This window comes from Micromonospora sp. D93 (assembly GCF_018070365.1).
Lineage (GTDB): Bacteria > Actinomycetota > Actinomycetes > Mycobacteriales > Micromonosporaceae > Micromonospora > Micromonospora ureilytica.
The window spans coordinates 94,423-111,186 of sequence record NZ_JAGPXW010000012.1 but is presented as its reverse complement, the minus strand read 5'-3'; the positions used below and the strand labels follow the sequence as shown (position 1 = coordinate 111,186).

Sequence of the window (16,764 nt, the reverse complement as noted above, 5' to 3'; positions counted from 1 at the left end):
ACACTCCTGACGCAACGCCTCTCCCACGGTTGCTCTGTGTCAGCATCGCAAGCAACGGAGGCGGAACTTCCGGGGGGACCGAGTGACGCTACGCGGGCGGTTGACAGCAGCCTTCCTCGTGGTGGTGCTCGGGCCGGTCCTGCTCGGCGCGCTCTTCGTCGCCTCCACCGTCGCGGCGGTCGACCGCAGCCGTTCCACCGAGCGGCTGGCGGTGGCGGCGTCCACCGTGCGTACCTCGGTCGACGCACTCTGCCAGCAGCTGCGCGCCATCGCCGACGCGGTGGCGCTCACCCCCGATCCGGCCGTCGCCGCCGCGCAACTGGTCGGCCGGGGCCTGGCCGCCGCGGTGCTGATCACCGACGTGGCCGGCCAGATCACCTACGTCTCGCCCGGTGCGCCATCGACCCCGTGGCAGGACTGCGCCGGCTCGACCGAGGGCTCGAACGGCGGCACGAGCACGGGCTCGACAGGCCCGGTCCGTGCGCTGGCCGCCCAGGTCGCCCTGCACGATCCCGCTGGCGCCCGGCTGGGCACTGTGACCGCCGCGCAACTGGTCGACCCGGCCTTCGTGGCCCGACTGGCGGCGGTGACCGGGGTGGCGGTCACCCTGCTCGACAGTGGGGCGAGCGCCGCGCGGGTCACCCACACGACCGAGTCCCGGGACGTACGCGACGCGGTGCTGGCCGCCGCCGTCGCCGGCAGCGGCGAGCAGGTCACCGAGACCAACGAGGGCCGGTACGTGCGCAGGCTCGGGCCCTCCGACGCGCAGCCGCTGGCACTGGTGCTCTCCGTGCCCAGTGAACGGCCACCGGCGCTGCACGCCACGCTGGTCGGGGTGGTCGTGCTGGCCGGGCTGCTCGCCGTGCTGACCGCCTGGCGGCTGGCCCGGGTGACCACCCGGCCGCTGGCGGAGTTGGCCGGTGCGGTCGACCGGGTGGCCCAGGGCGACCTGACCGCGCGGGTGCCGGTCCGCAGTCGCGACGAGTTGGGGCGGTTGGCCGCCGCTTTCAACCGGATGACCCGGGAGACCGGCTCCTACGTCACCGCGCTGACCAGCAACCGGGACCAGTTGCGGGGGCACCTCGCGGTGCTCGGCGACACCCTGGCCAGCACGCACGACCTGCAACGCATCCTGCGGGTGATCCTGCGTAGCGCCATCGGGGCCACCGGCGCGCGTGCCGGTGCCGTGCTGCTCGTGGAGACCGGCGGGGTGCTCGTCGCGCAGTGCACCGAGGGATTGGACGGGCGCTGGCCGGAGGAGGGCGCGGACGCTTCGCAGACCCTTCGGGTGCCGGTCGGCGTCGGCGTGGTCGGTGCGGTCGCCGCCACCGGGGAACCGCAGCGGGGCAGGGCAGAGCCGACCGAGGCACCCACGGGCGAGCCACGCTGCCGCACCTACGTCGCGGTTCCGTTCGCTGCGCCGGGCGGCGGCGCCACGACCACCCTCGGCGCAACCGGAACCGGAGGATCGGGGTCGTCCGACGAGGCTGGCGCGGCGGCGGCGCTCGGCGTGCTGGCCCTCTACGACCGGCTGGGCGTTGACGAGTTCGACGACGACGACCTGGCCACCCTGCGCACCTTCGCCGGCCACGCGGCAGTGGCGGTGGACAACGTCCGGGTGCACGAGGAAGCACAGCGGCTCTCCCTCACCGACCCGCTCACCGGGCTGTGGAACTACCGCTACCTGCGCGAGTCGATCCGGCGGGAGGTGGAACGGGCCAGCCGCTTCGGGCGGATGCTCAGCGTCCTCGCGTTGGACCTCGACCGGTTCAAGGACGTCAACGACACGTACGGGCACGCCGCGGGGGACACCGTGCTTGCCGAGTTCGCCCGGCGGGTGCGCGGGGAAATTCGTGAGGTCGACCTGGCCTTCCGGCAGGGCGGTGAGGAGTTCGTGCTGCTGCTGCCGGAGACCGACGCCCGGGGTGCGGCGATCGTGGCCGAGCGGCTCGGCGCGGCGGTACGCGACACGGCCATCGCCGTCGAGGCGTACGCCGGGCCGGTCCTGGTGACAGTGTCGGTGGGTATCGCCGTCTTCCCGGACCACGGCAGCACCGGCCGGGAGGTGCTGGAGGCCGCCGACGACGCGCTCTACGCGGCCAAGGCGGCGGGCCGCGACACGTACCGGGTCGCCGAGGTGCGCTCGGATCTGCCGACCCGGGAGATCCCGGTGCTCGCGTGCGCGGTGAGCCCACCCGACGGGCTGCCGCGCGCCGGCCAGCCGGTGCAGGCCGCCCGGGAGCCGGGCGGGCCCGCCCGGTCCGACCCGGCTGTGGGCGTACCAGAATCATCGCTGGCAGGCCCGGCGCAGGCCCGACCGGATTCGGCCGACGACACGCCGGACAGCGCGACGGGCGGGGCGCGGGCCGGCCCGGACGCGGCGCGGCCGGGGTCGGGTGGCGGCGCGTCTTCTGGGCCACACCCGCCGCGGCAGAGCCGTGGCCGATAGTCTCGCGGCATGTCGGAGCACTCAGCGAACCCCTCATCGACGGTCGCCGCAAACGGCCGTCCCCTGGCGGTCAAGGCCGTCATCCCGGCCGCCGGACTGGCCACCCGGTTCCTGCCGGCCACCAAGGCGGTGCCCAAGGAACTGCTACCGGTGGTGGATCGGCCGGTGTTGCAGTACATCGTCGAGGAGGCCACGCAGGCTGGCATCGGTGACGTGTTGCTGATCACCGGTCGGGGTAAGACGTCGATGGTGGACCACTTCGACCGTCGCCCCGACCTGGAGACCAGGCTGGAGGAGAAGGGCGACACCGAGCGGCTGGCCGCCGTGCGTCGGCCCAGCGAGCTGGCCGAGATCTACACAGTGCGGCAGCCCGAGCAGCTCGGGCTCGGCCACGCCGTCGGGTACGCCGAGTCGCACGTCGGTGACCAGCCCTTCGCGGTGCTGCTCGGCGACGAGTTCGTCAAGCCGTCGGAGCCGCTGCTGCCGGCGATGTTGGAGTTGCAGGCCCGCACCGGCGGTGTGGTGCTCGCGTTCTTCGAGGTCGACCCGTCCGAGACCAAGCGGTACGGGATCGCCTCCGTCGAACCGGCCGAGTCGGAGCTGACCGACATCGGCGAGGTCGTCAAGGTGACCGGGATGGTGGAGAAGCCGCAGCCGGAGGACGCCCCGAGCAACCTCGCGGTGCTCGGCCGCTACGTCCTGCCGGGCAAGATCTTCGACGCGATCCGGCGGACCAAGCCGGGCAGCGGCGGCGAGATCCAGCTGACCGACGCGATGGAGCTGCTGCGTACCGAGGGCACCCCGGTGCACGCGATCGTCTACCGGGGCACCCGCTACGACACGGGCATGCCGCTGGGGTACCTCCAGACGGTGGTGCAGATCGCCGCCGAGCGCGATGACCTGGGCGCCGAGTTCCGGTCCTGGCTGGCCGACTTCGTCAAGGCCGACGCGGCAGGCGGATCTGGTACATGACCGCGACGGCCGACGCCGAGGCGGCCGCGAACGAGTTGACGCCGCTCGCCGACTACCTGGGCAGCGTGCTGCGCAGGCTGCGCGCGCTGCCGCCACTCGACCTCGACCTCACCCAGGCGCACGGCAACGTCCTCGCCGAGGACGTCGTCGCGCCGCACGCCTTCCCGGCCTTCGACCAGGCGGCCGTGGACGGCTACGCCGCGCGGTGGGAGGACATTTCCGGAGGGGGCCGGGGGCCGAGCTACGTCCCGGCCCCCTCCGGCACGCCCGGCGGCCGCACCATCCGGCTCAACGTGGTCGGCGATCTCGGCGCCGCGAGCTGGCGGCCGGTCCGACTCACCCCCGGCTCGTGCTTCTCGGTCGCCGCCGGGGCGCCGCTGCCGATCGCCGCGGACGTCGTGGTGCCGGTGGAGTGGACCGACCAGGGCATGGCCGCCGTGGAGATCTTCCGCACCCCCAAGCGGGGGTACGGGGTACGCCGAGCGGGTGAGGAACTGCCCGCCGGCACCCTGCTCGCCCGGGCCGGCACCTACGTGTCCCCGGCCCTGGTCGCCGTCTTCGCGGCGACCGGCATCGGGCACGTGGTGGTGCGGCCCAGCCCACGGGTGGTCATCGTGGCCACCGGTGACGAACTCGTCGACGTGGGCCGGGGCAGTCAGCCCGGCCAGGTGGTGGACGCGAACTCGCACGCGCTGACCGCTGCGGCGGCCGAGGTGGGCGCACTGGCGTACCGGGTGGGAATCTGCGACGACGACCCGGAGGGGCTGCGCGGCCTGCTGGAGGACCAGACGCTGCGCGCCGACCTGATCATCACCACCGGGGGCACCGGCACCGGCCCCGGGGACATGGTGCGCCGGATCCTCTCCCGCCGCGAGGGCGGTCGCGCCGGGCCTGTCACGTTCACCGACGTGGCGCTCTATCCCGGCACCGCGCTCGGGTTCGGCACGGTCGGCGCCGAGGAGGTGCCGGTGGTCTGCCTGCCCGGCGACCCGGGCGCCGCGTTGATCGGCTTCGAGGTGTTGGCCCGCCCCGCCATCCAACTGCTCGCCGGCGCCGAGCCGGTGTTCCGACCCAGCGTGCGGGCCCACCTGCTGGAGACCGTGTCGTCCCCGACGGGGCTGCGGGAGTTCCGGCCGGCGCATGTCGCCGAGCGCCGCGGCGGTGGTTACACGGTCCAGCCGCTCAGCGGCGGGCCGTTCACCCTCTCCGGGTTGGCTGAGGCCAACGGGCTGCTGGTGCTCGGCGAGCGGGTCACCACGGCGGCAGCCGGCTCCACCGTGGACGTCCTGCTGCTGGACCGTCGCCGGTGACGTGTCCCGGCCGGTCCGCTCGCGGTCCGCGTCGGGTGACAGTCGGACGTGTGCGGTGAACGCGGCGGGGCTACTTGCGCGCGACACGGTCCCGCGCGGGAGACTGTGCGGGTGAGTCTCTTCGGACCCGCGCGGTCACCGGGATGGCCGGTGGAGCTGGCCGACGGCCCGGTGCTGCTGCGGCCCTACCGGCGCTCCGACGCGGCGGCGTGGTCGGAGGTACGGCGGGCTAACCGGGCCTGGTTGGCGCCCTGGGAGTCGTCGCTGCCCGGTGGTTGGGACGAGATGAACTCGCCGGCCGCGTTCCGTTGGGTGCACCGTGACCAGCGGCGCTCGGCCCGCGAGGGCGAGGGCATGCCGTTCGCCGTCTGCCTGCGTGAGGGCGACCGGGACCGGCTGGTCGGGCACATCAACGTGGGCAGCATCGTGCGGCGGGCGCTCTGCTCCGGCTACGTCGGCTACTGGGTGGACGCCCGGGTCGCCGGCCGAGGTGTGATCCCGACGGCGCTCGCGCTCGCCGTGGACCACGCGTTCGGCCCGGGCGGACTGCACCGGGTGGAAATCAACATTCGTCCGGAGAACAAACCGTCCCGGCGGGTGGTGGAGAAGTTGGGCTTCCGCGAGGAGTCGTACCACGTGCGCTACATGCACATCGACGGCGCCTGGCGGGACCACATCGGGTACGCGATGACGAGTGAGGAGATCGCTGCCGAGGGTGGCCTGCTGGCCCGCTGGCACCGGATACGCGCCAACGCGTAGTGGGAGGATTTCCCGACATCCTCCCACTCGTCCCACGGACGGGATCGGCGCGGCGCGGTGGCATCCCGGTCGGTGCGCCGTAACCTCAAGTAACTGCAAGCTGCGGCAAGCGCTCCCCGGCCGGACGATCCACGCACCCAGGCGTGATCGGTGGAAGATCCTGCGGTCGGATGGCGGTTGCTTCGAATTCGGTGACGGGAGGGGTGAGGGTGCCGACCTCGGTGCTCCTCGCCGTCCTCGCCGCCGCCGGCCTGCTCGCCCTGGCCCCGGCGCTGGTTCGCCGGTACGACGCCACCGAGCGGCTGGTGGCGGAGCGGGCGCAGTCGACGGCGCGGGTGCTCCAGCGCCGCCGACGGCGCCGTACTGTGCCGGGACGGCGACCCGTTCACCCTCCGCGCTCACTGATCGTCACCCTCAGTGAGAATGCGACTACCGGTGCGTTGAGTGCGCCGGTCTCCGCGCCCCCGGCCGCCCGCCGCTCCGGTCGGCTGCGCGCCGTACCCCCAGCACCGAAACGGTCCCGCCGACGCCCGGCGCCGCGCCGACAGCACACCCCCGCCGTGTACCGGCGTCGCCGGGTGCTCGCCGCCCTGCTGCTCCTCAACGTCGTCGAACTGATCGGCGTGCTGTTCGTCAGCCCCGGCTTCTGGGTCGGCTTCGGCGTAACCTTCCTGCTCCTGGCCCTGTACGTCGTCCACCTGCGGGGTCAGGCCCTCGCCGGACGTCGCCGCCGCCGCGCCCGAGCCCGGGAGGCCGCCTGGCTGGCCGCCCGGCAGGCCGAGGTGCGTCGGGAACAGGCCCGCCGGGCCGCCGCCCGCCGGGAGGCGCAGCGCCGGCTGGCCGCCCAGCGCGAGGGAGTACGCCGAGCCGCCATGGGCCTGGACCGACCGGGGGACCTGCCGGCGGCGGTCAACGGCGGGTCGGTCTCGTACCGGCGGTCGGGCGGCCTGCGCGGTCGCCCCTACGAGGCCGGCCGAGGCGCTTGACGCGGTCTCGGCCGTGCGCCTCGGCCCCGGCCGTGCCCGGCCTGGCCTGTCGCGGCGACCGGCTTGATCCACTCGAGTGGCTCTGAGTCGGATCTTGACGACGACCACCGCCACGCCGGCAGCCGTCAAGATCACGCTCGAACCGGGATGTAGTGGCCACGAAACGCCCGGAAGCCACTACATCCTTGATGTTGTGCGATCTTGCGGTGAGGTGCGGTGCGGTGTTCGCGGCGTCCGGGATGCCCCGATTTCCGGGAGCCCGAGTCGATCTTCGGGCGGGCCGGAGCGCCGGGCCGGGGGCGGATTCGCGGTCGGGGCCGGCGACCTGTTAGCCTTGCTGCCGGCCCGCCCGGTGTAAGCCGGGTGGGACCGAAGCCGGTTCGCCGGCGGGGGGCTGTGGCGCAGACTGGTAGCGCACCTCGTTCGCATCGAGGGGGTCAGGGGTTCAAATCCCCTCAGCTCCACCCCAGGCAAAAGGCCGTTTCCGTGAGTCGGAGACGGCCTTTTTCGATCTTTCGGGTGCCAAGCCGCGCCCATCAAGTACGCCCCATCGACACGGTGCGTGGCCACCCGCCCAGATTCGTGAACTGGCGAAGGTAGCGCTCGCACCTCTGGGTGAAGTCCCCCGGCTCGGGTGGCAGTCGTGTCACAGTGACCACCTGGCGCGGGTGGGTGTGGCCCGGCCGTAGCAGCTGGATCTGGTCGTCGATGAACTGTCCGCCGGTGCGGTCGGCGACGGCAAGTGCCATGGCCAGCGCTACCACGACACTCACGCACGTGCGGTAGGGGCTGAAGACGCAATCGGGGTCGCCGCCGGTCTCCGGCTCGTGGTCGATGACCAGGAGCCAGGCACCGTCCTCGGAACCCGAGACGTCAATCTCAAGGTGGATCGAGCCCGGCATTCCGTTGGGTTGGCGCTCAAGGCGGTCGCCGATGGTGGTGGACCGCAGTTCCGCCGCGTCGAGGCGGCGGCCGGATGCGACGCGGCGTCCCTGCTCGTAACGTCGGTCGGTGAACACGCTCAGCTCGGGTGTCGTGTCCAGGCCGAGAAGTTCGGCCAGGGTGGCCCGCGCGGCGATCACCATCTCGGCGAGCGAGATGGGTCGGGCCAGCGTTGCCTCAAGATCGACTGACACTCGAGCCTCCGGTCTCGTCGGGTGGTCCGGTGGCCAGTGCCATGGCCTAGCAGAAGCGTTCGGTCGTCACGGGAATCAAGCCGTGCTGGCGCAGGACGTTCGTCAGCTCGGACAGGGTCGAGCCGAGCACCATGGTTGCGTCGGTCCTCAGTAGTGCTGTCACGTCGAGACACCAGGCGAGGGAGTGGCCGACGCGGCGCAGATCCCAGGTGATCTGGTCGCCGTGCTGGTCGAGACGACCGGACGCGCCCGTGCCGCCCGCCGGTGTCCGCCAGGCCGTCCGGAGGCTCGCCACCTGCCCGGCCCCGAGGTCCTTGGCGAAGAGGACCCGGTACACCCGTCGCTCGTGGAAGCCGGCCGGGGGCTGTGCGGGGCCGAGCCGCAGCGGCGGGGCGGTGGCGATCGGTTGATGGTCGAGGAAGTGCGTACGAAGCGCTGACTCGTTCGGCAGTTGCCCACCACCCAGCGCGCGGTAGACGTCCTCGGCCTCCCGGCGGGAGGTGGGAAGCACCCGCGCCAGCACCTCGGGGTCGGTGCGCATGGCGCGGCTCAGCGCGGCGGAACTCCACCAGCCGGCGTCCGGCGTCCAGCCCGCGCTGTCCAGCCCCGTGGTGGTGAAGTCGCGGTGGCGGGTGAACTCCTCGACGACGATGCCCTCCACAGTGGTCGCCGCGTCACGGTGGCCGACCAGGTAGTAGTCGAGGGGCGGTCCCGCATCGGGCAGGAGCACGGGCGCAGCGCGCATCGGTTCGACGGTCATCGGCACAACCGTAGCGAAGGAGAACGGTTAGCATCCGGACCTCTACGTGAGGAGCCCAGATGACTTCGGTGGCCCAGACCCGGTTCGGCATCGTCGGCAGTGGTTGGCGAGGTGAGTTCTTCCTTCGCCTGGCCCGGCTGCTCCCCGAGCGGTTCCGGGTGACCGGGGTGGTGACGCGTACCGAATCGCGGGGAGCTGCCGTCACGGCCGAGTGGGGCGTCCGGACCTTCCGCACGACGGCGGAGTTGCTCGCCCACGAGCGGCCGGACTTCGTCATCGTGTCGGTGCCGTGGCCGGTGACGCCCGAGGCGACCCGGGAACTGGTCGCGGCCGGCGTACCGGTGCTCGCCGAGACGCCGCCCGCCCCCGACCTGGCGGGTCTGCGTTCGCTCTGGGCCGACGTCGGAGACAGCGGTCTGGTGCAGGTCGCCGAGCAGTACCTGTTGATGCCGGGGCACGCGGCCCGGCTGGCCGTGGTCCGCGCCGGGGTGCTCGGCGAGCCGACCTCGGTCCAGATCTCCTCGACCCACCTGTACCACGCGGTCTCGCTGATCCGTGGTCTGCTCGGGGTCGGTCACGAGAGCGCCGAGGTCAGCGCGCGTGCCTTCGTCGCGCCGCTGGCCAACCCGCTCTCGCCGGCCGGCTGGACTGGCGACGACACCCCGCAGCAGCTCCCCACCACCCTCGCGACCATCGACTTCGGCGGGCGGATGGGGTTGTACGACTTCACCGACAACCAGTGGTGGAACCCGCTGCGTACCCGCCGCTTGGTGGTGCGGGGCTCGCGCGGTGAGCTGGTGGACGACCGGGTGATCCGCCTGATCGACCCGACCACGCCTGTGGAGTCGTCTCTCGTGCGACGCCAGACGGGTCTCGACCTCAACCTGGAGGGGCTCGACCTGAAGCACATCAGCTTCGACGGCGACGTGGTCTACCGCAATCCCTTCGTCGGCAGCGGGATGTCCGACGACGACATCGCGGTGGCCGACATCGTCGCCCGCGCCGGGGCGTGGGCGCGGGAGGAGGGCCCGGCTCCGTACTCCCTCGCCGAAGCCTGCCAGGACCACCTGATCAGCCTCGCCATCGAAGATTCGGTACGCACCGGCCGGCCGGTCGTCACCGCCACCGAGGCATGGGGGCGGTAGCCCGCCCGCTACGGCCTCCAGGAACCGGCGGTCTGGAACTGGTCCTGGTACTCCAGCGCGCCCGACGTGTCGTGCACGTCGAACACCACGCTGCCGGTGCGTCTGGTGCCGGCGGTCAGGTCGTCGACGGCCGGCATCGGTTTGCCGCAGCCGGAGAAGGCTCCACCGATTGCCGTGGTCTTGGTGCCGTCGGCGGCGACCCACTGGAAGTAGAGCGGGTTCGTCGACACGGTGCCCTTGGTGACAGCCACAGTCACGTCGGCGATCACGTACATGCCCTCGCCGGGCTTCAGTCCGTGGGACTTGCAGGGTTTGGTGGCGCTGCTGAACTTCGTCACGGTGATCTCGACGGTGCCGGCCTCGCTGTTGACGACCAGGGTGTCGCCCGGCGACAGGTCGCGGGTGTCGCCGTTCGCCGGCGGCGGGGTCGGGGTGGCCTGTGCCTCGCTCACAGTGGTCGAGGTGCCTTTGGTGCCGATGACGACCGCCACGATGCCGCCGGCGCAGGTGAGCAGGGTGAGCACGGCCGCGGTGACCGCGACGACCACCACGGACTTCTTGGCGCGGTCCGTCTGCGCAGGTGGTGGTGCGATGATCGGGTAGCCCTGACCACCGGGTGCCCGATATCCGCCACCAGCCTCCGTGTGTCCGCCAGCTGTCAGGTACGCGGCCCCCGAGAACGGCGGCTGCGGCGTCGCCACGAACGGGCGGTTCGGCGGCTGCGAGCTTGACTGCTGGAGATCCTGCGGCCCGGCGGAGGGCTGGCGGTGGGTCACCGTACTCCTTGACGCATCGATACTGCCGTGCGGGAACTCGTCGACGTTACCGTGGGTGGCAGAGCGCCCTGTCGCCGCGCCGGAGGGCGTCTCACCAAAGGTGACGCGAAACCGCACCGGCCAGCATGGACGGTGTCTGGCCGGTCACCGGGCACCAATGTGGACCGGTATCGCATCCATCACTATAAGTAATCAGGCGACGTCAGCGCAGCGGGAGCACGGCGGCGGTGCGGACCAGCCCGTCGGCGATCACGAAGCGGCCGGTGATTGACGCCGGCGGGTCGTCGACCCCCGCCCCGTCCACCCGGGCCGGTGCGATCCGGGCGGTGAACGTGCCGGCATCCGGATCAATGTCCAGTCGGGCGTCGTGAAAGTCCAACCAGCTGCGGACGACCGGGTACCACACCTTGTAGACGGTTTCCTTCGCGCTGAACAGCACCACCGGCCAGGAGATGTCACCGGGCAACCGCGCACAGGCGGCCTCCTCCTCGGGCAGCAGCACGAGTCTGCGTACTCCCGGATTGATCTCGCGGTGCTGCTCGGCATCCATCCCGACGGACCGGACGTCGGTGGTGTGCGCCGCGGCGGCGGCGCAGTAGCCGGCGGTGTGGGTGATGGTGCCGACCACCCCGGTCGGCCAGACCGGCGCGCGGTCGGCGGCGGCCGGTACGGCGGCCGTAGGCAGGCCGAGGTCGCGCAATGCCCTGCGGGCGCAGTTCCTCCCCGCGGCAAAGTCCCGCCGACGGGTCTGCACGGCCCGCTCGCTGAGACATGCCTGCTCGGCGGGGAGCAGGTCGCCCGTCCAGTCCTCGGGCCCGGCGACGGCGACGGCGACCGTCGATGGCAGCAGGTCACGCATCTCCGTTACCTACTGCTCGGTAGGAATGACGCATCGAATTAACCGTCAACTTTCCGACTCCCACGACCGCTGAAGGTACCGCAAGGATGTAACACCGGAGGGACCTGCAGCGCCCTCCCTGATGGCTCCGGGGGGACCACCATCAATGCTGGCCGGCACGGCAGCCGCCAGTCCCGTGGACATCTGGAAGGACGTGCGATGACCGATGGTGCGGAACGGCCGAGGGTGCGGGCTGACGAGCACGCACCGAAGACCCCCTGCTGGAGCTGCGGCTCCTGCGGTGACGAATGGCCGTGCGCGACGAAGCGCACCCGGCTGCTGGCGGAGTACGGGGGTGATCGCGCGATGCTCAGCGTCTATCTGGGCTCCTGCCTGGCCGCCGCCGCGGAGGATCTGCGCGCCGCCCCGGTGATGTCGCTCCAGGACAGGTTCATCGGCTGGTTGCCGCGCGGCTCCCGGCGTAGCTGAACCTCTGGTGGCCCCGCCGCTGGGCGGGGCCACCAGGGTGAGCGTTCAGCGACGTCGAGGCCGTCGGGTGACCGCGAAACCGAACACGCCAGCCACCGCGGCGAGCGCGCCGCCGATGCCGGTCCAGACCCAGCGCGAGCCGAGATCCGGCAACCAGCCCGTCAGCGAGTCGCCCTCGTCGTCGGCCTCCGCGTCCACCGGGGGTACGGCGTTGAGCACCGTGCCGGCCTTGGTGTTCGGCACCAGCGGTGCCGCCAACTCGCCGTCGTCGGCCGAGGCGCCCCGGTCGGCGATGGCGCCGACCAGCAGGTCCACGTCGATCGGCGCACCCAGATCCGGCTCCGGCAGGTCGATCACGGAGAGCCGGATGACGTACGTGCCTGGCAGTGGATCGGCCGACCAGGGCTCCGCCCACGGCCGCACCTCGCGCAGCGTGCAGCCCAACACGACATTCGACGCCTTCGCGTCCACTGTCGGGGTCTGTGCCCCCGCCGTGCACGCCTGGCGTCGGCGTAGCCCGTCGAAGACGTCCACGGTCCAGGTGGACGCGCCACCGCGTCCCTTCGGGAAGGTGACGGTGGCGTTGATCTCGTGCACCTGACCGGCCGTCGCTGGGAACGACCAGTAGAGGTGGTCGCCGATCGAGGCGTCCACCCGTACCGGTTGTCCGGCGGTGATCGGGGTGGCGCTGAGGAACGACGTGCCGGCACGGTTCACCGGCGTGGCACCGGGGGAGGGGGTCGGCGCGGCGACGGCCGCAGCGGGGAGCAGAGCGGCCCCGCCGGCGGCGAGCAGCGCCGCCATCGACCGGAACAGTGCGGTACGCATCAGTTCTCCCTCCAGGTGGCGACCCACCAGCGGGTGAGCAGTCCGGCGAGCAGACCGGTGATCAGCCCGGCGACGGTGAGCAGGGCCAGCAGCACCCAGCCCCGGCCGAGGTCCGGTCCGTCCGGTGCGGGTGCGGCGGCGACCACGTCGATGGTCAACTCCACAGGCATGCCCGGGGTCGCCGCGGTGCCGGGACGCGGGGCGAACGAGTTGCTCACCACCAGGCAGACGGTGGTGGGTTCGACGACCGGCGCGGCGCTCTCCTCGGTCTCGGCGGCGTCCTCGTCGTCGGCGGTGGCCGACCAGCGCAGCCCGGCGGAGAGCACGTCGGCCCGTCCGCTGCCGGCGTCCGCGCCCCGGACGAGTTCCCGGCCGTCGGCGGCGGTGGCCCGCAGCAGCACCCCGTAGTCCCGGTTGACGGCCCGGTCCAACGCCATGCTCACCGAAGCCCGCAACTCCTGGCCGGGGCGGATCGGCACCCGGTAGTAGCGATGCTCGGAGAACGCTTCCCGGTCGGCGTAGACGCCGGGGGTGAGCAGCGGCGCCGAGTCGCACGCGTTGGTGCCGCCGACCACTGTCGGCGCCCGGGTGTGCGTGTCGCCGGCCCGCTCGACGAGCTGTTTGATCCGGTCGGTCAGCTCCTCGGCGCTCTGCGCGGCGGTGTAGGTCCCGCCGGTCGCGCTGGCGATGCAGAGCAGTTGCTGACGGACCTTCTCGTCGGGGGCCAGGCCGAGGGTGTCGACGACCAGGCTGGTGCCCTGGGCGGCCAGTTCCCGGGCCACCTCGCACGGGTCGGGTGGAGCGCAGGTGTCCTCGCCGTCGGTGATCAGCACGATCCGTCGGGTGGTGGTCCCGCTGCCCAGGTCCTGCGCGGCGGAGCGCAGCGCCAGCCCGACCGGGGTGAACCCGGTCGGCCGGAGTGTCGCCACGGCGGCCTTCGCGGCGGACCGGTCCACCGGGCCGACCGGCACGATCTGCTGCGTGTCCTGGCAGCCGACCTTCTTGTCCTTGCCGCGGTAGGTCGCCCCGAGCACCCGGATGCCGAGCTGTGTCTCTTCGGGTAGCGCGTCCACGACCTCGTTGAAGGCCTGCTGGGCGACCGAGATCCGGGAGCGTCCGTCGATGTCGGCGGCGCGCATCGACCCGCTGACGTCGAGCACCAGCTCGACCCGGGGCGGCTCGGGCGCCGGCTCCTCGTCGGCCCGCGCCGGGGCGGGCCCGGCCAGCGCGGTGGTCGCCAACAGTCCGAAGAGGACCGCCGTCGATCGTCTGAAGTTGATCACGACCCGCAGTGTAGTGAGATCCACTTTGGATGATCGTTTGGGTGGAGGGGTGCGTGACCGACCACTCCAGCCGGGTCAGGAATCACCTCTGACCGTCCGCGCCCGCGCTGTGGGTCCACGGCGGGTCACCCTCGGTCAACTGTGCGAGGGAAGGTCTCGGTCCGGCCAGCATCCGTCGGAAATCTGACTCAAGTCGACCCGTTGTGCCGGTGGTGCGCGGTGGTTAAGCTCTTCATGCGCGCCCCAATCGCCCGCTTCCCCCGTGGCAGGCGATCGGGGCGCGCGTCTTTGTGAAGAAGGGCCCGCACGCTTCGGCGTGCGGGCCCTTCTTCCGTCGCGCTGTGCGGCGCGTCGCCTGTCGATGCTTATATCCACCGACCGTCGAGCCACATCCGGGACAGCCAGTCCGAGTACGGAATCAGCCGGCCGACGAAGATCGGATAAAAGTACGCGAAGCAGAGCCCCACCAACAGCACGTACGCCCCCGCCGCGATGCTGCCCACCAGTCGGCGTTCGTAACTCGGGTCACCGGGCACCAGCGGCGCCACCGTACCCACGTCACCCCCGGCGGGTGCGATCAGCGCGCCCAGCACGTACACCACGGCCAGCACCAGGAACGGCACCACCGGCGCGGCGTAGAACGAGAACATCGTCCGGCCGTCGAGGGCGAACCAGAACCACGGCAGCAGCCCGGCGGCCACGGTGAGCAGGATCGCGCCGGCCCGCCAGTCCCGACGGGCCACACCCAGCCAGACCAGCGCCACCAGGGCGGGCAGGAACGACCACCAGAGCAGCGGGGTGCCGAGCAGCAGGATCTCCGAGGCGCAGCTCGGCGCGCCACAGGCGCCGTCGCCGGACCAGTGGAACGCCACCGGGCGACCGAGCAGCAGCCACTGCCACGGCCACGACTGGTATTTGTGCGCGTCGTCGAGCTGGGCGTGGAAGCCGTACGCCGCGCGGTGGTATTCGAAGAGGTTGATCAGCGGGCCGATCACCGGGCGGTCGCTGAGCGGGGCGCTCGGGTAGGACGACGCGAGCCGGTAGTAACCGTCGTCGGTGAGCAGCCAGCCCGACCAGGTGGCGACGTAGGTGCCCACCATGAGCACGCCGGCGAGCACCAGCCAGGGCAGCTCGTCGACGAGCGTGTCCCGCCAGGGCCGGCGGACCCCCGCCGAGCGGCGGACGCCGACCTCCCAGAAGATCACCAGCAGTGCGAAGGCCGGCACGAAATACAGGGCGCTCCACTTCACGGCGCAGGCGCAGCCGATCAGCACCCCGGCCGCCAGCCGCCACCACGGCCAGGTGCGCCAACCGGTCGGCGGCCGGCCGGCCCGGCCCGGCTGGCTCGGATCGAGCCCGTCGTCCAGAGCCCGTGCCCAGCGCCGACGGCGGGCGTCCCGATCGAGCACCAGCGCGCCGAACGCGGCCAGCACGAAGAAGAGCAGGAAGATGTCGAGCAGGGCCGCGCGGGACAGCACCAGGTGGAAGCCGTCCAGGGCGAGCAGCAGGCCGGCCGCGCAGCCGAGCACCGTCGAGCGGAACATCCGCCGACCGATGCGGACCAGCAGCAGCACCGACAGCGTGCCGATCACGGCCGCCGAGAATCGCCAGCCGAACTCCGGTGCGGTGGTCATCAGGTGCCCGGGGACGGAGACCTTGGAATCCGCGTCCTGATAGCCGAAGGCCCACTCGCCGAGGCCGATCAACCACTTGCCCAGTGGAGGATGCACCACGTACGACGCGGCGTTGTCCTTGTAGTTCCACTCCACACCACGGGAGATCAGCCCGTAGGCGTCCTTGGCGTAGTACGTCTCGTCGAAGATCTTGCCCTTCGGGCTGGACAGCCCGACGAAGCGCACGATCGCGGCGATGGCCACCACCACTGCCGTGGCCAACCACGAGAACCGGTCCACCTGGGTGTCGACGGTGGCGAACCGTCGCCGGACCGCGGCGGCCACCCCGCCGCTCTCGGCGCTCGGTGCCGTCGGCTCCTGGGTTGCACTGGGCTCGCCCGTCACCTGGATCATCTTGTCCGGATCGGCGCTCGGGCTCTGCGCTGTCGACGCACTCGTCACCCGGCGATCGTAGGCTGCCAAGGTGTCCGGTGGCGTCCGTCGTCCCTGATACCGGTATTCCCAGCAATGAAGGAGACGAATCCGTGGGTGAAATGTCCGAAGTTGGGCGCCTGATTCTGCTCGGTGCTCCGCTCGGCAACCCCGCCGACGCCTCGGCCCGGCTCCGGGAGGTGCTGATCAGCGCCGACGTGGTCGCCGCCGAGGACACCCGCCGGCTCACCCGGTTGGCCCGCGACCTCGACCTCACCGTCGGCGGTCGAATCGTCTCCTACTTCGAGGGCAACGAGGAGCGGCGCACCCCCGAGCTGGTCGAGGCCATCCTCGGCGGGTACGTGGTGGCGCTTGTCACCGACGGAGGGATGCCGAGCGTCTCCGACCCCGGCTACCGGTTGGTCCGTGCCACGGTGAATGTCGGGGCGCCGGTCACCGTCGCCCCCGGGCCGAGCGCGGTCACCACCGCGCTGGCCGTCTCCGGGCTGCCCTGCGACCGGTTCTGCTTCGAGGGCTTCCTGCCCCGCACCCCCGGCGGCCGCCGATCCCGGCTACGCGCGCTCGCCGCCGAGGAACGCACCCTGGTCTTCTTCGAGGCGCCGCACCGGATCGGGGCGACCCTCACCGACCTGGCCGACACGTTCGGGGCGGACCGGCCGGCCGCGCTCTGCCGCGAACTCACAAAGACCTACGAGGAGGTGCTCCGCCGCCCCCTCGGCGAGCTGGCCCGGTGGGCCACCGAGGGGGACCCGCGCGGAGAGATCACGCTGGTGGTGGCCGGAGCTCCGGTGACCGCCGCCGAACGCCCCGACGACGACACCCTGCGCGCCGCCGTCGCCGAGCGGGAGGCCGCCGGCCGGTCCCGCCGGGACGCCATCACCGACGTCGCCACCGAGTACGCGCTGCGCCGCCGGGACGTCTACACGATCGTGCACAGCTGACCACTGTGGTCGGGCTCGCCTGACGG

15 protein-coding genes and 1 tRNA gene are annotated in these 16,764 nt (G+C 72.2%); 9 read left to right on the top strand and 7 right to left on the bottom strand.

Annotated features, from left to right (window positions below):
- The first annotated feature begins 82 nt into the window (after positions 1–82).
- From KBX71_RS16155 to KBX71_RS16130, 6 genes are all read left to right on the top strand, one after another.
- Complete coding sequence (locus KBX71_RS16155) at positions 83–2,449, top strand: diguanylate cyclase (protein WP_210818859.1); 2,367 nt, start codon at positions 83–85, stop codon at positions 2,447–2,449.
- Positions 2,450–2,458: 9 nt separating this feature from the next.
- Positions 2,459–3,421, top strand: a complete 963-nt coding sequence (locus KBX71_RS16150) for a UTP--glucose-1-phosphate uridylyltransferase (RefSeq protein WP_124819959.1) — start codon at positions 2,459–2,461, stop codon at positions 3,419–3,421.
- Positions 3,418–4,731 (top strand): gephyrin-like molybdotransferase Glp, encoded by a 1,314-nt coding sequence (gene glp / locus KBX71_RS16145; protein WP_124819958.1) that lies wholly within the window; start codon positions 3,418–3,420, stop codon positions 4,729–4,731. Before KBX71_RS16150 ends, glp begins: the two co-directional genes overlap by 4 nt.
- A 111-nt stretch (positions 4,732–4,842) precedes the next feature.
- The gene (locus KBX71_RS16140; protein ID WP_210818858.1) at positions 4,843–5,490 is read left to right on the top strand and encodes a GNAT family N-acetyltransferase; all 648 of its coding nucleotides are present in this window, start codon (positions 4,843–4,845) and stop codon (positions 5,488–5,490) included.
- Between the two features lie 209 nt (positions 5,491–5,699).
- Positions 5,700–6,476: a hypothetical protein gene (locus KBX71_RS16135; RefSeq protein ID WP_372432708.1), complete on the top strand. Its 777-nt coding sequence runs from the start codon at positions 5,700–5,702 to the stop codon at positions 6,474–6,476.
- A gap of 390 nt (positions 6,477–6,866) precedes the next feature.
- Positions 6,867–6,940 (top strand) — tRNA-Ala (locus KBX71_RS16130).
- A gap of 72 nt (positions 6,941–7,012) precedes the next feature.
- Here KBX71_RS16130 and KBX71_RS16125 read toward each other — a convergent pair.
- Both KBX71_RS16125 and KBX71_RS16120 read right to left on the bottom strand, forming a co-directional pair.
- Positions 7,013–7,612, bottom strand: coding sequence for a hypothetical protein (locus KBX71_RS16125; RefSeq protein ID WP_210818857.1), 600 nt, complete (start codon positions 7,610–7,612; stop codon positions 7,013–7,015).
- A 46-nt stretch (positions 7,613–7,658) separates the two neighbouring features.
- Positions 7,659–8,372, bottom strand: a complete 714-nt coding sequence (locus KBX71_RS16120; protein ID WP_210818856.1) for a hypothetical protein — start codon at positions 8,370–8,372, stop codon at positions 7,659–7,661.
- Between the two features lie 59 nt (positions 8,373–8,431).
- Between KBX71_RS16120 and KBX71_RS16115 the strand changes: the two genes are divergently transcribed.
- Positions 8,432–9,517 carry a Gfo/Idh/MocA family protein gene (locus KBX71_RS16115; protein ID WP_210818855.1) on the top strand — a complete coding sequence of 362 codons (1,086 nt, stop codon included), beginning with the start codon at positions 8,432–8,434 and terminating at the stop codon, positions 9,515–9,517.
- An 8-nt stretch (positions 9,518–9,525) separates the two neighbouring features.
- Here the strand turns inward: KBX71_RS16115 and KBX71_RS16110 are convergent, their stop codons facing one another.
- Together KBX71_RS16110 and KBX71_RS16105 are read right to left on the bottom strand one after the other, a co-directional pair.
- Positions 9,526–10,293 (bottom strand): DUF4352 domain-containing protein, encoded by a 768-nt coding sequence (locus tag KBX71_RS16110; protein WP_210818854.1) that lies wholly within the window; start codon positions 10,291–10,293, stop codon positions 9,526–9,528.
- A 202-nt stretch (positions 10,294–10,495) separates the two neighbouring features.
- The gene (locus tag KBX71_RS16105; protein WP_210818853.1) at positions 10,496–11,152 is read right to left on the bottom strand and encodes a 4'-phosphopantetheinyl transferase; all 657 of its coding nucleotides are present in this window, start codon (positions 11,150–11,152) and stop codon (positions 10,496–10,498) included.
- Between the two features lie 198 nt (positions 11,153–11,350).
- On the opposite strand from KBX71_RS16105, the gene KBX71_RS16100 reads away from it, so the two are divergent.
- Positions 11,351–11,620, top strand: a complete 270-nt coding sequence (locus tag KBX71_RS16100) for a hypothetical protein (protein WP_124819948.1) — start codon at positions 11,351–11,353, stop codon at positions 11,618–11,620.
- 45 nt (positions 11,621–11,665) lie between these two features.
- Here KBX71_RS16100 and KBX71_RS16095 read toward each other — a convergent pair whose 3' ends face one another.
- The 3 genes from KBX71_RS16095 to KBX71_RS16085 form a co-directional block, all read right to left on the bottom strand.
- Complete coding sequence (locus KBX71_RS16095; RefSeq protein WP_210818852.1) at positions 11,666–12,448, bottom strand: peptidase; 783 nt, start codon at positions 12,446–12,448, stop codon at positions 11,666–11,668.
- Positions 12,448–13,731, bottom strand: a complete 1,284-nt coding sequence (locus tag KBX71_RS16090; RefSeq protein WP_210818851.1) for a VWA domain-containing protein — start codon at positions 13,729–13,731, stop codon at positions 12,448–12,450. Before KBX71_RS16090 ends, KBX71_RS16095 begins: the two co-directional genes overlap by 1 nt.
- Before the next feature lie 365 nt (positions 13,732–14,096).
- Positions 14,097–15,806: a dolichyl-phosphate-mannose--protein mannosyltransferase gene (locus tag KBX71_RS16085; protein ID WP_210818850.1), complete on the bottom strand. Its 1,710-nt coding sequence runs from the start codon at positions 15,804–15,806 to the stop codon at positions 14,097–14,099.
- A 92-nt stretch (positions 15,807–15,898) separates the two neighbouring features.
- Between KBX71_RS16085 and rsmI the strand changes: the two genes are divergently transcribed.
- Positions 15,899–16,738, top strand: coding sequence for a 16S rRNA (cytidine(1402)-2'-O)-methyltransferase (gene rsmI, locus KBX71_RS16080; protein WP_247683580.1), 840 nt, complete (start codon positions 15,899–15,901; stop codon positions 16,736–16,738).
- Positions 16,739–16,764 lie beyond the last annotated feature (26 nt).